The sequence below is a fragment of the Gordonia namibiensis NBRC 108229 genome (assembly GCF_000298235.1).
GTDB classification, from domain to species: Bacteria; Actinomycetota; Actinomycetes; order Mycobacteriales; family Mycobacteriaceae; genus Gordonia; species Gordonia namibiensis.
In genome coordinates this window covers 48,005-67,203 of sequence record NZ_BAHE01000025.1, presented here as the reverse complement: position 1 = coordinate 67,203, position 19,199 = coordinate 48,005, and the positions used below count along the sequence as shown (strand labels likewise).

At 66.8% G+C, this 19,199-nt stretch carries 17 protein-coding genes; 6 read left to right on the top strand and 11 right to left on the bottom strand.

What is annotated here, in order from left to right; all coding sequences use genetic code 11:
* Positions 1-14: 14 nt before the first annotated feature.
* The 8 genes from GONAM_RS14800 to GONAM_RS14765 are packed head-to-tail and all read right to left on the bottom strand — an operon-like array spanning position 15 to position 9,661.
* Positions 15-1,178 carry a thiolase family protein gene (locus GONAM_RS14800; RefSeq protein WP_006867567.1) on the bottom strand — a complete coding sequence of 388 codons (1,164 nt, stop codon included), beginning with the start codon at positions 1,176-1,178 and terminating at the stop codon, positions 15-17.
* On the bottom strand, positions 1,175-1,663 hold the full coding sequence (locus tag GONAM_RS14795) for a Zn-ribbon domain-containing OB-fold protein (protein ID WP_006867566.1): 489 nt from the start codon (positions 1,661-1,663) through the stop codon (positions 1,175-1,177). The genes GONAM_RS14800 and GONAM_RS14795 overlap by 4 nt, the downstream gene beginning before the upstream one ends.
* The gene (locus tag GONAM_RS14790; RefSeq protein WP_040536567.1) at positions 1,660-3,816 is read right to left on the bottom strand and encodes an acyl-CoA dehydrogenase family protein; all 2,157 of its coding nucleotides are present in this window, start codon (positions 3,814-3,816) and stop codon (positions 1,660-1,662) included. The genes GONAM_RS14795 and GONAM_RS14790 overlap by 4 nt, the downstream gene beginning before the upstream one ends.
* A complete protein-coding gene (locus tag GONAM_RS14785; protein WP_006867564.1) occupies positions 3,813-5,288 on the bottom strand; it encodes a phosphotransferase family protein in 1,476 nt (491 codons plus the stop codon). Before GONAM_RS14785 ends, GONAM_RS14790 begins: the two co-directional genes overlap by 4 nt.
* Positions 5,285-6,148, bottom strand: coding sequence for an enoyl-CoA hydratase/isomerase family protein (locus GONAM_RS14780; RefSeq protein WP_006867563.1), 864 nt, complete (start codon positions 6,146-6,148; stop codon positions 5,285-5,287). The genes GONAM_RS14785 and GONAM_RS14780 overlap by 4 nt, the downstream gene beginning before the upstream one ends.
* A complete protein-coding gene (locus tag GONAM_RS14775) occupies positions 6,145-7,455 on the bottom strand; it encodes an FAS1-like dehydratase domain-containing protein (protein WP_006867562.1) in 1,311 nt (436 codons plus the stop codon). Before GONAM_RS14775 ends, GONAM_RS14780 begins: the two co-directional genes overlap by 4 nt.
* A gap of 5 nt (positions 7,456-7,460) precedes the next feature.
* Positions 7,461-8,699: a cytochrome P450 family protein gene (locus GONAM_RS14770; RefSeq protein ID WP_006867561.1), complete on the bottom strand. Its 1,239-nt coding sequence runs from the start codon at positions 8,697-8,699 to the stop codon at positions 7,461-7,463.
* A 59-nt stretch (positions 8,700-8,758) separates the two neighbouring features.
* Positions 8,759-9,661, bottom strand: a complete 903-nt coding sequence (locus GONAM_RS14765) for an SDR family oxidoreductase (RefSeq protein ID WP_006867559.1) — start codon at positions 9,659-9,661, stop codon at positions 8,759-8,761.
* Positions 9,662-9,777: 116 nt separating this feature from the next.
* Here GONAM_RS14765 and GONAM_RS14760 point away from each other — a divergent pair, with 116 nt between their 5' ends.
* The 6 genes from GONAM_RS14760 to GONAM_RS14735 all read left to right on the top strand — a co-directional run bounded on the left by GONAM_RS14760 (position 9,778) and on the right by GONAM_RS14735 (position 16,008).
* Entirely contained in the window at positions 9,778-10,605 is an 828-nt protein-coding gene (locus tag GONAM_RS14760; RefSeq protein ID WP_006867558.1) for an enoyl-CoA hydratase/isomerase family protein, read from the top strand.
* A gap of 199 nt (positions 10,606-10,804) precedes the next feature.
* The gene (locus GONAM_RS14755) at positions 10,805-12,367 is read left to right on the top strand and encodes an AMP-binding protein (RefSeq protein WP_006867557.1); all 1,563 of its coding nucleotides are present in this window, start codon (positions 10,805-10,807) and stop codon (positions 12,365-12,367) included.
* 38 nt (positions 12,368-12,405) lie between these two features.
* Positions 12,406-12,867 carry a Zn-ribbon domain-containing OB-fold protein gene (locus GONAM_RS14750; RefSeq protein ID WP_006867556.1) on the top strand — a complete coding sequence of 154 codons (462 nt, stop codon included), beginning with the start codon at positions 12,406-12,408 and terminating at the stop codon, positions 12,865-12,867.
* Positions 12,867-14,072 carry a thiolase family protein gene (locus tag GONAM_RS14745; protein ID WP_040536562.1) on the top strand — a complete coding sequence of 402 codons (1,206 nt, stop codon included), beginning with the start codon at positions 12,867-12,869 and terminating at the stop codon, positions 14,070-14,072. Before GONAM_RS14750 ends, GONAM_RS14745 begins: the two co-directional genes overlap by 1 nt.
* Before the next feature lie 93 nt (positions 14,073-14,165).
* Positions 14,166-15,017: a mycofactocin-coupled SDR family oxidoreductase gene (locus GONAM_RS14740; RefSeq protein WP_040536559.1), complete on the top strand. Its 852-nt coding sequence runs from the start codon at positions 14,166-14,168 to the stop codon at positions 15,015-15,017.
* Positions 15,018-15,081: 64 nt separating this feature from the next.
* A complete protein-coding gene (locus GONAM_RS14735; RefSeq protein ID WP_006867553.1) occupies positions 15,082-16,008 on the top strand; it encodes an acyl-CoA thioesterase in 927 nt (308 codons plus the stop codon).
* Between the two features lie 429 nt (positions 16,009-16,437).
* Here the strand turns inward: GONAM_RS14735 and GONAM_RS14730 are convergent, their stop codons facing one another.
* The 3 genes from GONAM_RS14730 to GONAM_RS14720 are packed head-to-tail and all read right to left on the bottom strand — an operon-like array spanning position 16,438 to position 19,080.
* On the bottom strand, positions 16,438-17,682 hold the full coding sequence (locus tag GONAM_RS14730) for an FAS1-like dehydratase domain-containing protein (RefSeq protein ID WP_006867552.1): 1,245 nt from the start codon (positions 17,680-17,682) through the stop codon (positions 16,438-16,440).
* Positions 17,679-17,921, bottom strand: a complete 243-nt coding sequence (locus GONAM_RS14725) for a hypothetical protein (protein ID WP_040536556.1) — start codon at positions 17,919-17,921, stop codon at positions 17,679-17,681. The genes GONAM_RS14730 and GONAM_RS14725 overlap by 4 nt, the downstream gene beginning before the upstream one ends.
* A gap of 4 nt (positions 17,922-17,925) precedes the next feature.
* Entirely contained in the window at positions 17,926-19,080 is a 1,155-nt protein-coding gene (locus GONAM_RS14720) for an amidohydrolase family protein (RefSeq protein WP_006867551.1), read from the bottom strand.
* Between the last annotated feature and the right edge of the window lie 119 nt (positions 19,081-19,199).

Below are 19,199 nucleotides of genomic sequence, written 5' to 3'. Positions count from 1 at the left end.
ACGCTCGTGGAAACTCAGCGGGTCAACAGCAGACACCCGGCGATGGGCCCGCCGCCGACGGACACCGCGGCGATGTCGAGCGGTTTGGCGACCTGACGCTCCCCGGCCTGGCGGCGCAGCTGGAGGCACGCCTCGTGCAGCACCCAGTAACCGTGCATCCGTCCTGCCGACAGCTGCCCGCCGTAGGTGTTGAGCGGCAACTGCCCGCCACGCCCGATTCGAGAACCGCCTTCGACGAATGGACCCCCTTCACCGTCACCACAGAAGCCGAGGGCCTCCAGCCATGCGAGAGTGAGGAACGTGAAACCGTCGTAGAGTTCGGCGATGTCCACATCTGCCGGGGTGAGATCGGTCCGGCTCCACAGCTGCGATGCCGCTTCGGTCGCCGCCATCTTCGGGTAGTCGGCCCGCTGCGTCCATCCCCCGACCCCGCTCGCGCCGCCGATCGCGGCGAAACGTATCGCCGGGTTCGGCGCCGACGACTCGTGGTCACGATGGGAGACCACGACCGCGATCGAACCGGCCACCGGGACATCACAATCCAGTAGGCCGAAGGGTGTCGAGACGGTGCGGGCACCGAGGTAGTCGTCCATGGTCATCGGGTCACGGAACACCGCAGCCGGGTTGAGTGCCGCATTCGCGCGGGCGTTGATCGCTATCGCGCCCAGCTGCTCACGCGTGGTGCCGAATTCGTACATGTGCCGACGACAGTGCATCGCCAGCCAGTTGGCCGCCGAGTACGCATCGGCAGCAAGGAGATACGGTACGTCGCTCATCACCGGCCGGGGATCTCGACGAGGCCGGGGCTTGTCACCGGGCCGCCTGGGCCGGTCGACGGTGCCGCCCATCATCTGGACCGTCCGATAGACCAGTACATGGCGGGCGCGCCTCTCCCCGACCGCGATCGCCGCCTGCTGCACCGGCGCCAGCAGCCCCGCATCACCGTACGGACCGCCGAGTGTCTGCGGTTCGATGCCCAGCTGCTGCGCGGTCTCGGTGGCGGAAACGTCACCCAGGGTGAGGATCGCGTCGACGTCCGAGGGTTGCAACCCCGCGTCGGAGATCGCCTCCCGCACGCTCTGCATCGTCAGATCGATTCCCGGCGTACCGGTCTTGCGGCCGATGTCAGAGATGCCGATCCCCGAGATGATGGCATCCTGTTCGGGATACGGGCTCATCGACGGCCCTCTCCGGACTCCGCACCTGTTCCGCTGTCGGTGGGGGTGAAGACGGGGACGAACAGGTCACCATCCGGTTCGTCGCGCGACGTCGCCGGTTCGAACGACACCTCGACGCGCATACCGATCTTCACGTCATCGGGCTCGCAACCGACCACGTTGCCGGGCACCCGAAGTCCTGCCTGGTCGTCGAGTTCGATCAAGGCGATCACATACGGAGTCGGGAGATCGGGACGGTAACGCTGGACGTTGACCGTGAACGTATAGACGGTGCCGGTCCCACCTGTGTCACGAAACCCGACGGGACCGCTACACGCCGGACACGTGTCGGCCGGCGGGAAGAACCACCGTCCACACGACTCGCAGAAAGGCAGCCGCAGAACCCCGCCCGCACCGGCAGTCCAGTACGCGCGATCGTTGTCGACGACCGACGGGATGCTCCGTAATCTCAAACCATCCCCCGACGTCGGGCCATCCGTCGTCACCGGTTGAGCGGGTCGCGGGGAAGGCCGAGAATCCGCTCCGCGATCTGGTTGCGGGTGATCTCCGATGTGCCTCCGGCGATCGACATACCGCGTGCCGCCAGCACGAGCAGACCGGCCATCTTCCCGGCACCCGAGAGGAAGGCGACGTCGGGACCGATGAGTTCGGCCGACAGCCGCGCCCGATCCCCGATGTGCTCGGCGAGGAGCAGTTTCGTCACGTTGCCCTCCGGTCCCGGCCCGGCGTCGGCGACCGAGCGGGCCACCCGACGCAGGTTCAGCAGACGCAGCGCATCCTCGACCGCGAGGAACTCGCCGATCTTGACCGTCGAGCCCTCGACCCCGTGGGCGTAGCGCTCGGCGAGCTTGAGCATGTAGGTCGCCGCGCCCTCGCTGCCCGCGGTACCGCCGCCGATGCTGACGCGTTCGTTGCCCAGGGTCGCGCGGGCCACGGTCCAGCCGTCGTTGGGTTCGCCGACGACGTCGGCGTCGGGCACGAAGACGTCGGTGAAGAAGACCTCGTTGAACTCCGCGCCACCGGTGATCTGGCGCAACGGCCGGACCTCGACGCCGGGCGCGGACATGTCGATGAGCACCGCGGTGATGCCCTTGTGCTTCGGGGCCTCCGGATCGGTACGCACCGTGGCCAGGCCGCGTTTGCACAGGTGCGCACCACTGGTCCAGACCTTCTGCCCGTTGATCTTCCAGCCACCGTCGACGCGCGTCGCACGGGTCTTGACCGCGGCCGCATCCGAACCGGCGTCGGGTTCGGAGAAGAGCTGGCACCAGATCTCGTCGCCCAGGAGTGCGGGCTTCACGAACCTGTCGATCTGATCCTGGGTTCCGTGCTGGATGAGGGTCAGGATCACCCAGCCGGTGATGCTGTACTCGGGACGCTTCACCCCTGCCGCGGCCAGCTCCTCCTCGATGACGAGCTGTTCGACGGCGTCCGCGGCGCGACCCCACGGCTTGGGCCAGTGTGGCATCACGTACCCGGTCTCGATCAGCTTCGCCCGTTGTGCGGCTTCGCCTTCCGCCGCGGCGATCTCGGCGATGTCGGCACGTACGCGGACGCGGAGTTCCTCCGCCTCGGGCGGCAGGTCGAGGCTGTTGGCACGGGTGATCCCCGACGCCGCGAACGTGAAGACGTCGCGGGCCGGTTCCTGTCCGCCGAACAACCCCTTGAGGACCGTTGCCCGACGCAGGTGGAGATGCGCGTCGTGTTCCCACGTGAAGCCGATGCCGCCGTGAACCTGGATGTTGAGTTCGGCATTGGTCGAGTAGGCCGGCAGTGCCAGCGTCGCGGCGGATGCGGCGGTCAGGCCGAACGCCTCCACCCCCTCGTCGGCTGCGCGGGCCGCATCCCACACGGCTGCGGTCGCGGCCTCCGCGCCGACGAGCATGTTCGCACAGTGGTGTTTGACCGCCTGAAACGATCCGATGATCCGGCCGAACTGCTCGCGGACCTTCGCATATGCGACTGCCGATTCCAGCGCGTCCTGTGCGCCGCCGACTGCCTCGGCGGCCGCCAGGGTCCGCGCGAGAGCCAGTGCAGTCGAACCGAGGCCGGCGATCCGGGTGGCCGGGGTATCGGCCAGCGTCACCTTGCCCGAACGACGGGTCGGGTCCAGATTGGCCTTCGCCTCGACCTCCACCCCATTCGCGGACGGCTCGACGAGGAGCACGTCGTTGCCGTCGATGAGCAGGAGGATGTCGGCGAGCGGCGCACCGAGCACGGCGCCCACCGTGCCGGAGACGCTGTCGCCAGAGGTGTCGAGCGACGACGCGAGCCCCACGCCGGCGATGACCGATCCGTCGACCAGCTTGGGAAGCCACCGACCGCGCAGCTGCTCGTCGGCGTGACCGAGGACAGCCGAGGCCATGACGGTGGGCAGGAAGGGGCCCGGCGCCACAGCCCGGCCGAGTTCCTCCACGACGACGACGAGCTCGGCGATGCCGAAACCCGACCCGCCGTACTCCTCGACGACATGCAAACCGAGCCAGCCGACGTCGGCGATCTCCGACCAGAACGTGGGCCGCTGCTCCTCGGGAGCATCGAGAAGGGTGCGGGCCTCGGCGCGCACCTTGCGCTCGATCGTGAAATCGCGGACCACCGAACCCAGTTCGACGTGATCTTCGGTCAAGGCGATACTCATTGCGGCTCCCGGTCTCGGTCTTGTTGTCTGTCGTCGGTGAGCGGCGGCCACGTGCGTTCGTAGAGCGCACCCGAGGCGATCCGCATCAGGTAGTCGTCGCGCTGGACCGATCGCCACATCTGTGCGACGTAGACGCCGACATCGATCGTTCCCTCGATGGTGCGACGGGCCAATTCGGCGCGACCGGTCTCGATGCTCGACGGCTCGTGCCCGAGAAGTGTTGCTAGTTCGGCACGTTCGTCGGTGTCGAGATCGTCGCCGATCCGGTCGCATTCCTTGAGGTACTTCACCAGTCGCGCGGCTCCCTTGGTCCAGCGTGCGGCGAGTGGGTCGCCGGCCTGCTTGGCGGCGGCTCGCAGCACCTCGAGCGTCACCTCGAAGACGTGCTGGTTTCCGTCGTCGCCCGGTTCCGGCGCGAAGTCGAGTCGGGACATGTCCAGTCCCGCAGCATGTCCGAGTGCCTCGATCTGGAGTCGCCGGTGGAACATCCCGTAGATCATGCTGTTCCCGGCATCGGGGGAACCGACCACGAGAGCGCCCCGGCGATCGTCGGCACCGTCGTGGAACGTCGACATCTTGGCCTCAGCCAGCAGTCGGTAATACCAGACCCGCTGGACGTCGATGGTGTTCCCGGTCAGCTTCTCGTACTCGGCGAGACGATCGGGGAAGTGCGTGAACGGATCCTGCGCGCTGCGGAGCGAGAGCCACGCGATGTCGTCCATCGGGTCGCCGAGATGTGCCAGTTCCCAGTCCACGACCGCGGTGACCTCGCCGTCGGCGTACATGAAGTTGCCGGGGCCGGTGTCGCCCTGCACCAGAACGGGTGGGCCGTCGTAGACGGGCTTGTTGCGTTCGAGCCAGTCGACGCAGAACGCGAGCAACGGTGCCGGCGCCGACTTACGTCCCATTCGCGTGCGGATGCCGGCGAGCTCGTCGTCGAGGTGTTCCGACACCGACTTCACCGGGCCGAGCGACGGGATGTCGAGGTCGCGCGGGTCGATGCGATGGATCGCGGCCAGCTTGCCGATGAAGTCGCGGGCGACGGCCACCTGCTCGTCGGGGCCCTTGATCAGGTAGAACCAGGTCTCGCCGCCGACACGCTCGAGCAGGACCGCCTGCAGGGTCGGGTGGGCGGCGACGACGCACGGGACGCAGGCGCCGGCACGGTTGAGGGCCGACATGATCTCGGCTTCCACCGGCAGTGGGTGGAACGCGCTGCCCGGCTTGGGTTCCCGGGGGTCGTACCGCAGGAACAGTTCGACACTGCTGTCCCCGGTGCCGCCGCGGACGTCGACGAACCATGCCTGGCGACTCGCACCGCCGGGCACCTGCCGAGTGGTGATGTCCCGGGCGCCGGTCACGTCGACGATCCACGACCGCAACTCCTCGGGCAGCCCCTTCGGCGTCCGCTTCGACGCATCGGCGGTCTTTCTCCCCGAGGACGTCTTCTCGGTCACCTCGACTGCCGTCATCGACCCTCCCGACTGCGCGCGGCCGCCCGTTCCATCCAGGCACGCACCGCAGCCTTGTGCTCGTCGGTCATACCCGATCTCACCATTTGTTCGCTCTCCAGCGGGAGCGCTTCGGACAAACTCATCTCGGCCGCGCGCAGCACGTTGCCCTTCGTCGCGGCCCAGGCCTGCCGGGGCCCCGCGGCGATCTTCGTCGCCCAGTCGAGGGCCGCCTCGGCGAACTCGGCGTCGGACACCACGCGGTTGACCAGGCCCCAGTCCCGGGCCTGCGGCGCGAACATCGGCTCACCGGAGACCAGGAACTCCATCGCCCGGGACCGACCCAACAGCCGTGTGAGGAACCAGGTTCCGCCGAAGTCGCCGGAGAACGCCAGGTCACCCCACCCGGCGACCAGCTTCGCCGACGACGCCGCGATCCGGAGGTCGGTCGACAGGGCGATAGACAGGCCGGCCCCCACGGCGGCACCGGGAAGCGCCGCGACGGTGACCTTGGGCATGTCGTGCAGGAGCGTGGAGATCCGGGCGTTGTGGGTGAGCCCGGCCGCCCGCTCCTCGACGGTGCCGCCCGCTTTCTCCACCTTGCGGCGCACGTCCCCACCGGCACAGAACGTGGTGCCGGCACCGGTGATCAGGACGCACCCGATCTCGGGGTCCGCGGCGAACTCCACCAGCAGCCGCGGCACCGCCTCGTACATTCCCGGATGCAGCGCATTGCGCCGCTCCGAGCGGTCGAGGATCACCAGACCGACGCGGTCGACGACCGACGCCGCGACGACCTCGGTTCCGGTGCCGATCACCCTCCCACCGCGTCGTGCGGCGAGCTCCGCGATCCCGGCGGTGCCGTTCACCGATGCGGTCACCGACCCGCCCGTCCCGAACCGGTGTCCCCCGAACCGCTGCTGTAGAAGAGTTCCCGGTGGCGGCCCATCATCTCGATGGCGCTGCGCTCCAACGACTCCGACGGCTTCGGCAGGAGGACCGGACCGTGCTCACGGCTGGGCAGCGCGACGGTTGCGGTCGCCGGTGCGGTGACCTCGCCGCGCTGATTGGTGGCGCGGAACTCGAGGTCGACGTGGCCGACACCGTCGACGACCCGTTTGCCGGCGACCTCGCCGGTGATGATCTGAGTGTCACCGATGTAGTTGAACTTGCGCATCTCGTCGTGCTGGCGGACCAGCCACCCGTCGTCGCCCATCCAGTCGGTGACGAAGTGGGTGAGCCAGCACTCTCGGGTCACGCCGTAGTCGTAGGCCATCGGGTTGCCGATGGACTGCGACCACTCGTTCTCCCAGTGGAGTCGCTGCGCGACGTCGGGGATGCCGGCCTGGTTCTTGATGTAGAACTTGGGCTTTCGCTGCCGGTTCTCGTAGCCGAGCCGGCCGTGGGCGATCCCATACGGCGCGAAACCGTAACCGCCGGAATGGAAGCAGATGACGTCGGTCAGGGTCAGCGGCCCCTTGGCCATCGGTCGCAGCTTCTCCCCGACCTCCACATCCTCGAACCAGCGCTTCTCCGCGCCCCGAGGGCCTTCGGCCGCGTAGATCGCGTCGATCTCGGCGATCTGCTCATCGGTGTACGACGCCGGTTGGATGCTCATGTTCTTGCCTCGCTCACGCGACTTCTTGCGCTCGGTGGCGATGAGGATGACGCGGTCGATGGAGACGACCTCGGCACGCTGGTTGATGCGCACGGTGCGCAGGACGCGGATCACCGAGCGACCGGCGAATTCGCTGGTCTTCTCCTCGATCGATTCGAGTCCGCCGAAACCGTAGAGCTCATCACCCGGCAGGATCGGGCGGTACCACTCGGTGGTCTGCCCGGAGACGAAGAGATGGACACCGGAGAACAACCGTTTGGTGGCCTCACGGATGTCCTCGGGGATCGGGTCGCCGAGCATCCTGCGGGACAACGCAATAGGCATCATCGGCGGCGCGATCTGGCTGCCCCACCGCGTCCGTGCACCGTAGGCGGCGTCGGTGTACAGCGGGTTGTCGTCACCGTAGGCGCGGGTGAAGTTCCGCAGCGCGTCCGGCGTTGCGACAGAATAGAACTCGTCGATGCTCTTCGGAGCCTCTAGTCCGAGAAGCAGTTTCGCCTTCTCGATGTCCTCGTCCTTGATCGGATGGTCGAAGTCGGCGTCAGCGGTTTTCGTGGAGGTCTGGGTCATCCGGGTCACCCACCCACGCGCATCGGCAACGACTTCAGGCCGCGCAGCGACAGTGTCGCCTTGAACCGCAGATCGGTGTCGGGGACGGTCACCTCGAGGGAGGGGAACCGCTCGATCAGGGTGCGCAGGGCGACACGGCCTTCGAGGCGGGCCAGGTGATGCCCGAGGCAGTAGTGGGCGCCGAAGGCGAAGGACATGTGCTTGTTCGGGAAGCGCGCCAGGTCCAGCGATTCCGGATCGTCGTACACCTCTTTGTCGCGGTTGGCGGAGATGATCATGCCGACCACCTGGCTGCCCCGCGGGATGTGGGTACCGGCGAACTCGAGGTCCTCGATCGCGATGCGCGGAGCGGCACACGCCACCGGAGTCGTGTACCGCAGCAACTCCTCGATGGCGGTGGGCCACAGCGCCTCGTCGTCGCGGAGCGCCTCGAGCTGATCCGGGTTGCGCACCAGGGCCAGTGCGCTGCTGCTGATCAGGTTCGACGTCGTGTCGTGGCCGGCCAGCAGGAGCAGGAAGATCATGCCGAGGACTTCACGATCGGTCAGGCGATCGCCGTCCTCGCGGGCCTCGACGATCGCCGAGATCACGTTGTCGTCGGGGTGGGAACGTGCCTCGTCGGCGAGATGCTGGATGAACTCGAGCAGTTTGTTGGCGACGGGCATGCGGCGGATCATGCCGATCGGACCACCGCCCGAGTCCTCGGTCATCTTGTTGACCAGGTCATGGAACTCCGCGCGGTCGGCGTCGTTGACACCGAGCATCGAGGAGATCACCCGCAACGGAAGTTCGACCGCATAGTCGTCGACCAGGTCGACATCCTTCTTCCGGGCCAACTCGTCTGCCAGCTGATTCGCGATGTCGGTGACCTGATCACTCATCCCCGCAACGAGTTTCGGGGTGAACGCCTTGTGCACGAGCGTGCGGAGACGCTTGTGCTCCGGGTCGTCCTTGAAGACCATCGTCTCGCTGAGCAGCTTGAGGGTCTGCGGCAGCATCCAATTGAAACGCGCCGCGCCGCCGTAGCGCATCGAATCGGTGGAGAAGCGTTCGTCGGTGTGCAGCGCCTGCACATCGGCGTGCCGGGTCACCATGTACCCGGTGCCGCGCACCATCATCGGGGCCTTGAGTCGGGAGACGGGCTCGTTCTCACGGAGGTAGGCGTACCGCGGGTACGGGTTGTAGTACATCACCGGATCGGCCAGGTTGGTCACCGACATGGTCGGGGTTGCGACGCTGGTCATGGGATGTTCACCTTTCGTTGCCTGCTGTGGGCGGAAGACCGACCTCGCGGTCCGCCAGGTCAGTCCCGCCAGTTCCCGAGGTCGAAGGGAACGGTTGCCAGTCGGGCGGCCTCGGTCTCGAGCTCGGCGATCGTCCAACGCTCGTCACCGGGCTTCTCGATGGAGTCGATGATCGCCCACGGCTGGAACAGCTTGACCTTGTTGCCCATGACGAAGAAGACCCGTCCGGTGATCGGACAGTTCTCGGTTCCCAGGTATCCCACGAACGGTGAGACGTTGGCGGAATCCATCGGCCCGGCCTGCTCACCCTTCTCCGGATCGGGTACGCCGGGCAGACCGGCCGTGAGACGCGTGAGCGCGGCGGGGGCGATGGCGTTGACGCGGACGTCGTAGCGGGCGAGCTCCCCGGCGGCGATCATCGTCATCGCGGCGATGCCCATCTTGGCCGCGCCGTAGTTGACCTGACCGGGCTGACCGAAGAGACCCGAGGTGGAACTGGTGTTGATGACCGCGCGCCTGACGCCCGGTTCGACCTTGGAGCGCCCGCGCCAATAGGCGGCGGCATGCTGCAGAGGAGCGAAATGCCCCTTGAGGTGGACGTTGATGACCGCGTCCCATTCATCCTCGGACATGTTGACGACGGTCCGGTCGCGCAGAATGCCGGCGTTGTTGACCAGGACGTGCAGGTCACCGAAGGACTCGACGGCGGTGTTGATCAGCGACTCCGCCCCCTGCCAGGAGGCGACGTCGTCATGATTGGCGACCGCCTTGCCGCCGAGCGCCTGGATCTCCTCGACCACCTGTTGCGCGGCGGAGGCGTCTGCACCACTGCCGTCACGCGAGCCGCCGAGATCGTTGACGACGACCTCCGCACCCTCCCGGGCGAACAGAAGCGCGTGCTCCCGTCCGATCCCGCGCCCCGCCCCGGTGATGATGGCCACGCGGCCGTCCAGACTCCCCATGCATCGCTCCCAGCATTCAGCTTCGCGCTTACGCCAATTGATAGTACATTGAGTTACATGATTTATGCCACACTCGAGAATTCGCCCGCCGGTCTGGGCGGGCCGGGAGACGCACTGTGACCACTGAATTCGGCGCTTCGGATACCACCACGACCCCGGGGGCCCTCACGACCATCGAGTACGAGGTCTCCGACGACCACGTCGCGTCCATTACGCTCAACCGGCCGGAGGCCCTGAATTCATTCGACGACACGATGGCGGCGGAGATCGAATGGGCCTGGAAAACGATCCGCGACGACGCCGACGTCCACGCCGTGGTGATCCAGGCCAACGGCGATCGCGCCTTCTCCACCGGTGCCGACATCAAGGGCGGGACTTCGTGGTTCGCCAAGGACAACGTGTGGAACACCTTCGATCCCGGCGTCACGCTGTCGCCGAAGATCCACCACCGCGTGTGGAAGCCGGTGGTCGCCGCCGTACACGGCATGGCCGCCGGCGGGGCCCAGTACTTCCTCAACGAATCCGACATCATCATCGCCTCCACCGACGCCGAGTTCTTCGACCCGCACGCCAACGGCGGCATCGTCTCGGCCCTCGAACCGATCGGCATGCTCAACCGCGGCGTCCCCCTCGGCGACGTCCTGCGGTGGGCACTCATGGGCACCGAGGAGCGGATCACGGCCGAGACCGCCCTGCGCCTGGGCCTGGTCACCGAGGTGGTGGATCGCGAGAACCTGCGGTCACGCGCCCACGAGATCGCCGCGTCGATCGCAGCCCGCAATCCGGTCGCGGTCCAGGGCACCGTGCGGGCCATCTGGGAATCCCTCGACATGACCCGCAGCGCCGCACTGCAGAACGGTATGGCCTACACCCACATCGGCAACCAGCCCGCCGAGGTCCGGCGCACGCAGCCCCGTCGGAACGATCCACCCACCTATCGGTGACGACGCCGCTGACCTCGATACGGACCTCGGGTAGCCCCTCGGGCCTACTCGGCCGGCGGAGAGCGATCGTCCCCCAGCCGCCGGTTGAGCAGGCGAGGAGCTTGCGACGAGCCGTATCGAAACCACCTGGTGACCTGAACAGACAAATGACACAACTATTTCGGACTCCGTCATGCGGCGGAGACCGACGGAGGTAGACGTGGAACATCCGTGGGACCGCCGGCTCGGGGTCTGGTGGATCGCCGAGGATCATCCCGACCAGCCGGCGATCGTCGCCTCCCCGAGCGGGCGCACGCTGACGTTCGGCGAGTTGACCGGGAGCGCTCATCGACTGGTACACGCCCTACGCGCGAACGGGTTGGGCACCGGTGACATCGTCGCCTATGCACTGCCCAACGACGTCGATCCGGTGATCTGGCAGCTGGCCTGCGCAGAGATGGGCATACGTTATCTCGCACTGAATCCCGCGCTGTCGGCGGCCGAGTTCACCGACATCCTCGAACACTCCGGAGCGGTGGCCGTGGCGGTCCATCCCGATTTCGCCGATCGGATGAGCGACGTCGGCAACACGGGGACGCTCGAGCTGGCGGTCGCCGTCGGCGGCGACATCCCGGGGTTCCTGCCGTACGAGGAACTGGTCGCCCCTCACCCCGACACCCTCCCGGAGGACCGGGTCCTCGGCGGTGCGATCTCCTATTCTTCGGGCACCACCGGGAAGCCCAAGGGTGTCCTGCGTCCACTCCCCGCGCTCGAACCGTCGGCGGCCGCGAACGCGATGTCCACCTTCGGTCGCGCGTTCCGGTTCCTGCCGTTCGACGGCGTCCACCTCGTGTCGACCGGCATGAATCACGGTGGCTGCCAGGGCTTCTACCTCGGCGCGCTGAATGTCGGCCAGGCATTGGCCATCGGCGGCAAGTTCGACCCCGAGAACACACTGCGGATGATCGACGAGCACCGGGTGACCACGGCCTACATGGTGCCCACCCAGTTCGTCCGGTTGCTACGCCTCCCTGAAGAGGTGCGCAACCGCTACAACCACTCGAGCCTCAAGGTCGTGGCCCACTCGGCCGCGCCGTGTCCGCTCGAGATCAAGAAGCAGATGTTCGAGTGGTGGGGCCCGGTGATCTGGGAGACCTACGGCGGCATGGAGGGCGCGGCGACGATCGCCAAACCCCATCGCTGGCTGGAGAAACCGGGCACGGTCGGTCGCGCGGTCGCGGGCATGGCCGTACGCATCCTCGACGACGACGGCAACGAACTCCCGGCCGGCGAGATCGGCAACGTCTACCTGGAGTCGGCGACCTCGACCTTCGAGTACCGCGGCGACCCGGAGACCACGAAGTCCGCGTTCCGCGGCCGGTCGTTCACCATCGGCGACATCGGCTATCTCGACGACGACGGTTACCTGTTCATCTGCGACCGGGCCAAGGACATGATCATCAGCGGCGGGGTGAACATCTACCCCGCCGAGATCGAGGGAGTGCTGTCGGCACATCCCGCAGTGGCCGACGTCGCGGTCATCGGCATCCCCGACCCCGAATGGGGCGAACAGGTCAAGGCATTGGTGGTGACGGCGGATTCGGTGACCACCACCGACGACCTCGACGCCGAACTCATCGAATGGTGCAAGGACCGGCTCGCCCGCTACAAATGCCCGCGCAGCGTCGACTTCCGGGACACCCTGCCCCGCACCGAGACCGGCAAGCTCCTCAAACGCACTCTCCGCGAGAAGTTCTGGACCGCGAGCGGCCGGCACGTCTGACGGCACACGCGCAGCACCATGAAAGGGAACCACTCCACATGACCGACACGTCCACCGCGGCACCGCCGGCGTCCTCCGACGCCTCGCCGGGCGCCGTACCGATCGTCGACTACCTCGTCCTCGGCGACCATCCCCACCTCATCGCGCACGAGTGCACGAAGTGTTCGGCGCGGTACTTCGACCACCGGAACGCCTGCGCATCGTGCTTCGGGACCGAATTCACCGATGTCGACGTCCCGACCACGGGGACCCTGCGCACCTACACGATCGTGTCCTTCGCAGCACCCGGTGTGCAGGTGCCATTCGTCGCCGGCGTGATCGACTGCGGCGGAACGCACGTGCGCGGCAACGTCATCAACACCGATCCGACGCCCGAGAACATCACCTTGGGCATGCCGCTGCGTCTGGCGACATATGTCGTCGGTACCGACGACAACGGCGTGGAGGCAATCGGTTTCGGATTCGAACCGGATACGTCCGGAAACGGGGAGGCGGTCTGATGGCGGAGAACGTGTGGATTCTCGGTATCTACATGACCAAGTTCGGCAAGCACCTCGATCGCGACGTGGTCGATCTGGGCGCCGAGGCATCGCTTGCCGCGATCGCCGACGCCGGGATCACCATGTCGGACATCGACATGCTGGCGGCCGGCAACCTCATGGCACCGCCGGGCTTCGGTCAGGCGCTGCAGAAGCAGATCGGCCAGACCGGCATCCCCGTGTACAACGTCAGCAACGCGTGCGCGACCGGGGCCACCGCGCTGCGCACCGCGGTGATGGCCATCAAGGCCGGTGAGGCCCGCTACGCGCTTGCGGTCGGTGTCGAGAAACTCGCCGGCGCGGGGCTCCTGGGCGGTCGGGGCAAACCGTCGACCGGCAACGAGTGGACACCCCAGGGCCGGTTCGGCGCGGTGACCGGCCTCGACGGACGCGTCGGCACCGAAGCGATGCCCGGCGTCTTCGCGCAGGTCGGCATGGAATACCTACACGAGGTCGACTACTCCGGCGTTCCGCTCGACCTGTTCGCCCGCATCGCGGAGAAGAACCATGAGCATTCGACGCTCAATCCGCTTGCGGCCTACACCAAGTCGATGTCGGCCGAGCAGATCAAGAACGACGTCATGATCGCCTACCCGAACACGCGGTCGATGTGTTCGGCGAACTGCGACGGCGCAGCCGCCGCCGTGCTGGTCAGCGACAGTGAGCTGTCGAAGCTGTCGCTCGAACAACGACGCCGCGCAGTAAAGATCTCGGCCTCGGTCCTGACCTCCGACCCCTGGCAGGAAGCCTGCCAGGTGTTGCCCGATGTCAACACACTCACCCGTAACGCTGCTCAGAGAGCCTACGAGCTGGCGGGCATCGGGCCGTCGGATCTGGATCTGGTCGAGCTGCACGACTGTTTCGCCACCGCCGAACTCGTCCATTACGACAACCTCGGCCTGTGCGAGCCCGGCAATGCGGTCGACTTCTTCGAGAGCGGTGCGACGTGGCGCACCGGCACGACGCCGGTCAACGTCTCCGGCGGCCTGGAATCGAAGGGACACCCGATATCGGCCACCGGCATCGCCAACGTGTGGGAGGTCTGCCATCACCTGCGCGGCGAGGCCGGCGATCGCCAGATCGAGGGTGCACGAGTCGGTTTGGCGCACGTCATCGGCCTCGGTTCGGCCTGCGGCATTCACGTGCTGGAACGATCCGCCGCCTGAACCGAACTTCAACCGAAACACCACTGCGGTCGGCTGACATGGTGTCTAATGAATCAAAAGAGTTAACCTTTTGATCGGCAGGCAGGAGCCACCATGTCAGCTCGACTCGCAGGAAAAGTAGTTTTCGTCACCGGTGTGGCGCGCGGTCAAGGTCGAAGCCACGCAGTGCGACTCGCCGAGGAAGGAGCCGACATCATCGGCGTCGACCTTCCCCGCCCGGTGGAGAACATGACCTATCCGCTCGCGTCGCAGGAAGACCTCGACGAGACAGTACGTCTGGTCGAGAAGACCGGGCAGTCGATCGTCACGCGCGCAGCCGATGTCCGCGACCGCGCCGCACTCGACGAGGCGGTTGCCGCGGGTATCGAGGCGTTCGGTCATCTCGACATCGTCGTGGCCAACGCCGGTGTGTGCCCGCTCGGCCAGACACCGCCGAACACCTTCCTCGACGTCGTCGACGTCAACCTCGTCGGTCTGATCAACACCTTCAACGCCGCCTATCCACACTTGGGCGACGGGGCCTCGCTGATCGGCATCGGTTCGGTCGCCGGACTCGTCCCGGGCTCCGTCGACAACCCGGCGACCGGCCCCGGCGGCGCCGGTTACGGCTACTCTAAACGAGCCATCGCTCAACTCGTGCACGACTTCTCGATCCTCGTCGCGCCGCGGGGTATCCGCGTCAACGCGGTACATCCGGCCAACTGCGACACCGACATGCTGCAGAACGACGCGATGTACCGGATGTTCCGTCCTGACCTGGAGTCCCCCACCAAGGACGATGCGTCTCTGTCCTTCCCGGTGATGAACGCCATCCCGGTGCCGTGGGTCGACCCGCTCGACGTCAGCAACGCGGTGGTGTACCTGGCCTCGGACGAGTCCCGCTATGTCACCGGCTCCCAGCTCAAGGTCGACGCGGGCGCGATCGCCAAGGCTGTTCCCCTCTGACCCTCCCGACAGGGACAAACGAGACGGGGACAGGCGCGGCAGGGACAGCAGAGAGCAAGGGATCATGACCACACGCAACGCGCGCGCGACCGACGACGTCGGCATCGATCCGGGAGACCGTCGATCACCGAGAATGCACACCGGCGAGATCGCCTCGACCGTCGCGCAGGCCCTCGACCTCACGGATGTGGGCAACGACGTGTTCATCGCGGCTCCGGCCAGCGCCGACGACCCGCGAGGGCTCTACGGCGGTCGCCTCACCGCGCAGGGGTTGCGTGCCGCCTCGCTCACCCTCCCCGACCATCGCCTGGCCCACTCGATGCACTGTTACTTCCTGGTCCCCGGCGACGCGACGAAGCCCATCACGTTCACGGTCACCCGCGAACGCGACGGCGGCCGGTACTCCGTACGACAAGTCGTCGCCAGCCAGGACGGCGTCGACATCCTGCATCTCGCTGCGTCCTTCCAACGCGAGCAGTCGGGCGCCGACTATCAGGCCGACGCCATGCCGGCCACGGTGCCTCCTGCACAACTGGTCACGGTCCCCCAGGACCCGCGCATGCTCGACCTCGACGTCCGCATCCCCGATGACGCCGACCAGTACCACCGCTGGCCGACGCGTCTGTGGATTCGCATCACCGAACCCCTTGACCCGGACCCGACCGACCCCGACCCGAACCTCCACACCTGCGGCCTGGTGTTCATCTCCGACATGTGCACCGGACTGTCGAAGGCCCCGATGGTCAAAGAGGTGGGCATCCTGCCCAGCATCGACCACACCGTGTGGATGCACCGGCAGTGCGACGCCAACCGGTGGATGCTGATGGATCTGGCTCCCGAGTCCACCTCCGGGGGCCGCGGCATGTACACCGGCCGCATCTACGACGAGGACGAGGTGCTGCTCGCCAACCTCGCCCAGGAGTCCCTGTTCCGAAACCGCGAGAAGCGCAACGGTTCTCGCACGGGCGACCGCAACGGTCACGCCAGCTGATCACCTCGTCCACTGAGGTGCGAGGAACGATAGCCGCCGGGCTGAGTAGCGACGAAGGAGCGTATCGAAGTCGACGAGCTGCCCTCACCCCCTGAGGTGCGAGGAGCTGGTTACATCTCCTCGCCAACCGCCGCACCGCTCGGACTGCGCGCCAAAAGAATTCTCGTCCCCGTGAGAGACCTTGGAGGGCAATATGCCCTCGAGCACCCCTGAGGGGGACGAGTTTTCGCGCTTGGTCGAGAAACGACGACCCAACCGCACGCCCTGGAGTGCAATGACCACACGCGCGACCGCCACCGCTCCCTGAGGTGCGAGGAGCGCAGCGACGAGCCACGAAGGGCTGGCGAGTTCGGCTCACCCTTCGTCACGCGTCCTCCGCAAGCTCCGGACGCTGCTCAGGAGCGGAGGGCGCGTTTTGCCGTGAAGGCCTCAGAGACCGGGGTCGGCGATCCGGTCCATCTCGTATCGCAGGATGCCGTCACGGCTGTCGGCCGGCGGGTCGGGCAGCTCGACGGAGGCCGAGCGGGTGGGCAGCAGGACGACCGCGGTGGCCGGCGAGGTGATGGCGCCGCGCTGGTTCTCGCACCAGAGTTCGATATCGACCTCGTTGCGTCCGTCGACCTGCCGCTTGTCGACGACCTGTCCCTTGAGCCACGTCGTGTCGCCCATGTAGTTGAAGCCGCGGTGCTGGACCGACAGCTTCCACAGCCAACCGTCGTCACCGATCCAGTCGGTGAGCAGGTGCGTCAGCCAGGTCTCCCGCATGGCGCCGTAGTCGTATGACGTCGGGATGCCCAGTTCGCGTGCGCGTTCGGGTTCCCAGTGCAGACGCTGGACGGTGTCGGGGATGTTGAGCGCGTTCGGCGGATACAGGCCGGGAGCCTTCTTACGGATCTTGTAGGCGTGCCCGAAGGCGCCGTTTGGTGTCAGCTGCATACCCCAACCGACGTGCCACACGACGACGTCGGTCGTGACCAGCGGCCCCTTCACCTTCATCGGCAGCGAATCGCCGACCTCGACGTCCTCCCAGTACCTCGGTTCCGCACCCCGACACTCCTCGGCCTCGTACGCCGCATCGATCTCGGCGAGTTGTTCGGGCGTGTACGGCTCGGGTTCGAGGACTTCCTTCTTCCGCTTCTTCGAAGCCGTGCGTTCTGCGTTGATCCACGTCCCGCGGCGGATCACGCAGGGTTCGCCCTGCGCGTTGTCGTAGATGAACGCCCGGGTCACGTGCGCCGAACGGCCGCCGAACTCACTCGTCTTCGGCACCACTCCCACCTGGGAACGCAGGCAGTGCAGCCGATCTCCGAGATGCAGCGGCCGCCACCACTCGAACTCCATGACCGCCTGGTACGACCCCAACCCGGCGAAGGGATCGCCGCGGAACAACGCCTTGGTCTCGGCGTCGGGCTTCGGTGCGGCGTCCTCTCCCATCGTGTAGTGAAAGGCCGGCGGCGCGATCATCCCACCCCAGCGGGTCGTCGGACCATAGTCGGGGTCGCAGAACAGCGGGTTGTCGTCGCCGTAGGCCTGCGCGAAGTGTCGCACGCCGTCCCAGGTCACCTCGTAATTGTGCGGCGCGTGCGGAATTCGTTCGGGCACACCGTTCCGCAGGCGGCTGCGCTCGATCTTCTCGTCCGTCAGGACACCGAAACCGGGATCGGTCAGCGTCATGGGTTACCTCGTTCGGTGGTGAGCGATCGTCGGATCTCGATGAGCCGGTTGAGTCTTCGCTTCCCCTCCGCAACGGCGGCGTCGTCACCGGAGCTCGTCGACTCCTCGACGCGCGCACGTTCGGCCGCGATCTCGTCGTCGAGCAGCAGGCCGGCGCCGTCACGGGTCAGGAGGTCCTGGTCGGTCCAGTCGGCCGCCGGGATCTGTTCGACGAGTTCGGGTTCCTGCCGGTCGCCCATGGCCTCAGCCCTCGGTCCGCGGGAAGTTGAACAGCTTGCGGGCGTTGAGTTCCACCATCTTGTGAACCTCCTCGTCCGGCACGTTGCGCATGGACTCGGCCACCACCTTGCGACTGTTCGGCCAGTTGGAGTCGGAATGCGGATAGTCGCATTCCCAGGTGATGTTGTCGATGCCGACCGCGTGCCGGTTGTCGATGCCGTGCTGGTCCTCGATGAAGCACCCGAAGATGTGTTCGCGGAACAGATCCGACGGCCGGACCGTCTGGTTGATGTTCTGGTAGTAGCGGTGCTTCTCCCAGGTGAGATCGATGCGTTCGAGCATGTAGGGCACCCAGCCGATGCCACCCTCACTCAGTGCGAACCTGAGCTCGGGATGCTTGTGGAACACCGGGGAGAACAGCAGGTCGGCGGTTGCGTACATCGAATTGCAGCCGAACAGCGCGATCATCACCGCCATCGGCGCCTCGGGTGCGGTGATCGGTGGCTTGCCCGACGTCCCGAAATGGATCGACAGGACCTGCCCGGTCTCCTCGCAGGCCGAGAAGACACCGTCCCAGTGGTCGGTGTGAAAGGAGGGCAGTCCCAGCGGGACCGGGTTCTCCACGAAAGCGATGGCGCGCGAGCCCTTCTGGGCGGTGCGATGGATCTCGGCGATCGCGAGTTCGGTGTCCCACAGGGGCAGGATCACCATCGGGATGTACCGGTCCGGCGCCGTCGGGCACCACTCGTCGAGCAGGTAGTCGTTCCAGGCCTGCACGCAGGCGTGGGCGAGGTCCTTGTCCTCGCCCTCGAGGAATACCGTGCCCGCAAAACGGGGGAACGACGGGAAGCACAGTGCCGCATGGACGCCGTCGACGTCCATGTCCGCGAGCCGCGCCTTGGGGTCGTAGCAGCCCGGCAGCATGTCGTCGTAGCGAACGGGCTCGGCACCGTACTCCTCCGGCTTCTTGCCCGCGACCGCGTTGAGTCCGATGTAGGGGTAGATCCGGTCCTCGTAGCGCCAGACCTGCGCCGGTGGCCGACCGGGCCGCAGTTCCTTCTCGATGATGTTGGGGCCGGCTTCCAGGAACTTCCGAGGCAGACGGTCGGTCCACAATCCGGGGCGTTCGATCAGGTGGTCGTCGGTCGAGATCAATTGCATGTGGTCCTGCAGCGGCATTGCATCTCCTCGCGTTTCGCCCGAGTTCCTCCGGGCCCATCGGACTACTGGCAGCGCGGGACGACACGCTGAGCCACGGATCCCATCGTGGCACGCCGAATCAGGGGTCCACAAGGGCA

What these genes read in the sequence shown, in the direction of transcription:
- GONAM_RS14800 (WP_006867567.1), bottom strand. Translation starts at nt 1,178, where the DNA reads ATGAGCCCGTATCCCGAACAGGATGCCATCATCTCGGGGATCGGCATC.
- GONAM_RS14790 (WP_040536567.1), bottom strand. Translation starts at nt 3,816, where the DNA reads ATGAGTATCGCCTTGACCGAAGATCACGTCGAACTGGGTTCGGTGGTC.
- GONAM_RS14785 (WP_006867564.1), bottom strand. Translation starts at nt 5,288, where the DNA reads ATGACGGCAGTCGAGGTGACCGAGAAGACGTCCTCGGGGAGAAAGACC.
- GONAM_RS14775 (WP_006867562.1), bottom strand. Translation starts at nt 7,455, where the DNA reads ATGACCCAGACCTCCACGAAAACCGCTGACGCCGACTTCGACCATCCG.
- GONAM_RS14770 (WP_006867561.1), bottom strand. Translation starts at nt 8,699, where the DNA reads ATGACCAGCGTCGCAACCCCGACCATGTCGGTGACCAACCTGGCCGAT.
- GONAM_RS14765 (WP_006867559.1), bottom strand. Translation starts at nt 9,661, where the DNA reads ATGGGGAGTCTGGACGGCCGCGTGGCCATCATCACCGGGGCGGGGCGC.
- GONAM_RS14750 (WP_006867556.1), top strand. Translation starts at nt 12,406, where the DNA reads ATGACCGACACGTCCACCGCGGCACCGCCGGCGTCCTCCGACGCCTCG.
- GONAM_RS14745 (WP_040536562.1), top strand. Translation starts at nt 12,867, where the DNA reads ATGGCGGAGAACGTGTGGATTCTCGGTATCTACATGACCAAGTTCGGC.
- GONAM_RS14740 (WP_040536559.1), top strand. Translation starts at nt 14,166, where the DNA reads ATGTCAGCTCGACTCGCAGGAAAAGTAGTTTTCGTCACCGGTGTGGCG.
- GONAM_RS14735 (WP_006867553.1), top strand. Translation starts at nt 15,082, where the DNA reads ATGACCACACGCAACGCGCGCGCGACCGACGACGTCGGCATCGATCCG.
- GONAM_RS14730 (WP_006867552.1), bottom strand. Translation starts at nt 17,682, where the DNA reads ATGACGCTGACCGATCCCGGTTTCGGTGTCCTGACGGACGAGAAGATC.
- GONAM_RS14725 (WP_040536556.1), bottom strand. Translation starts at nt 17,921, where the DNA reads ATGGGCGACCGGCAGGAACCCGAACTCGTCGAACAGATCCCGGCGGCC.
- GONAM_RS14720 (WP_006867551.1), bottom strand. Translation starts at nt 19,080, where the DNA reads ATGCCGCTGCAGGACCACATGCAATTGATCTCGACCGACGACCACCTG.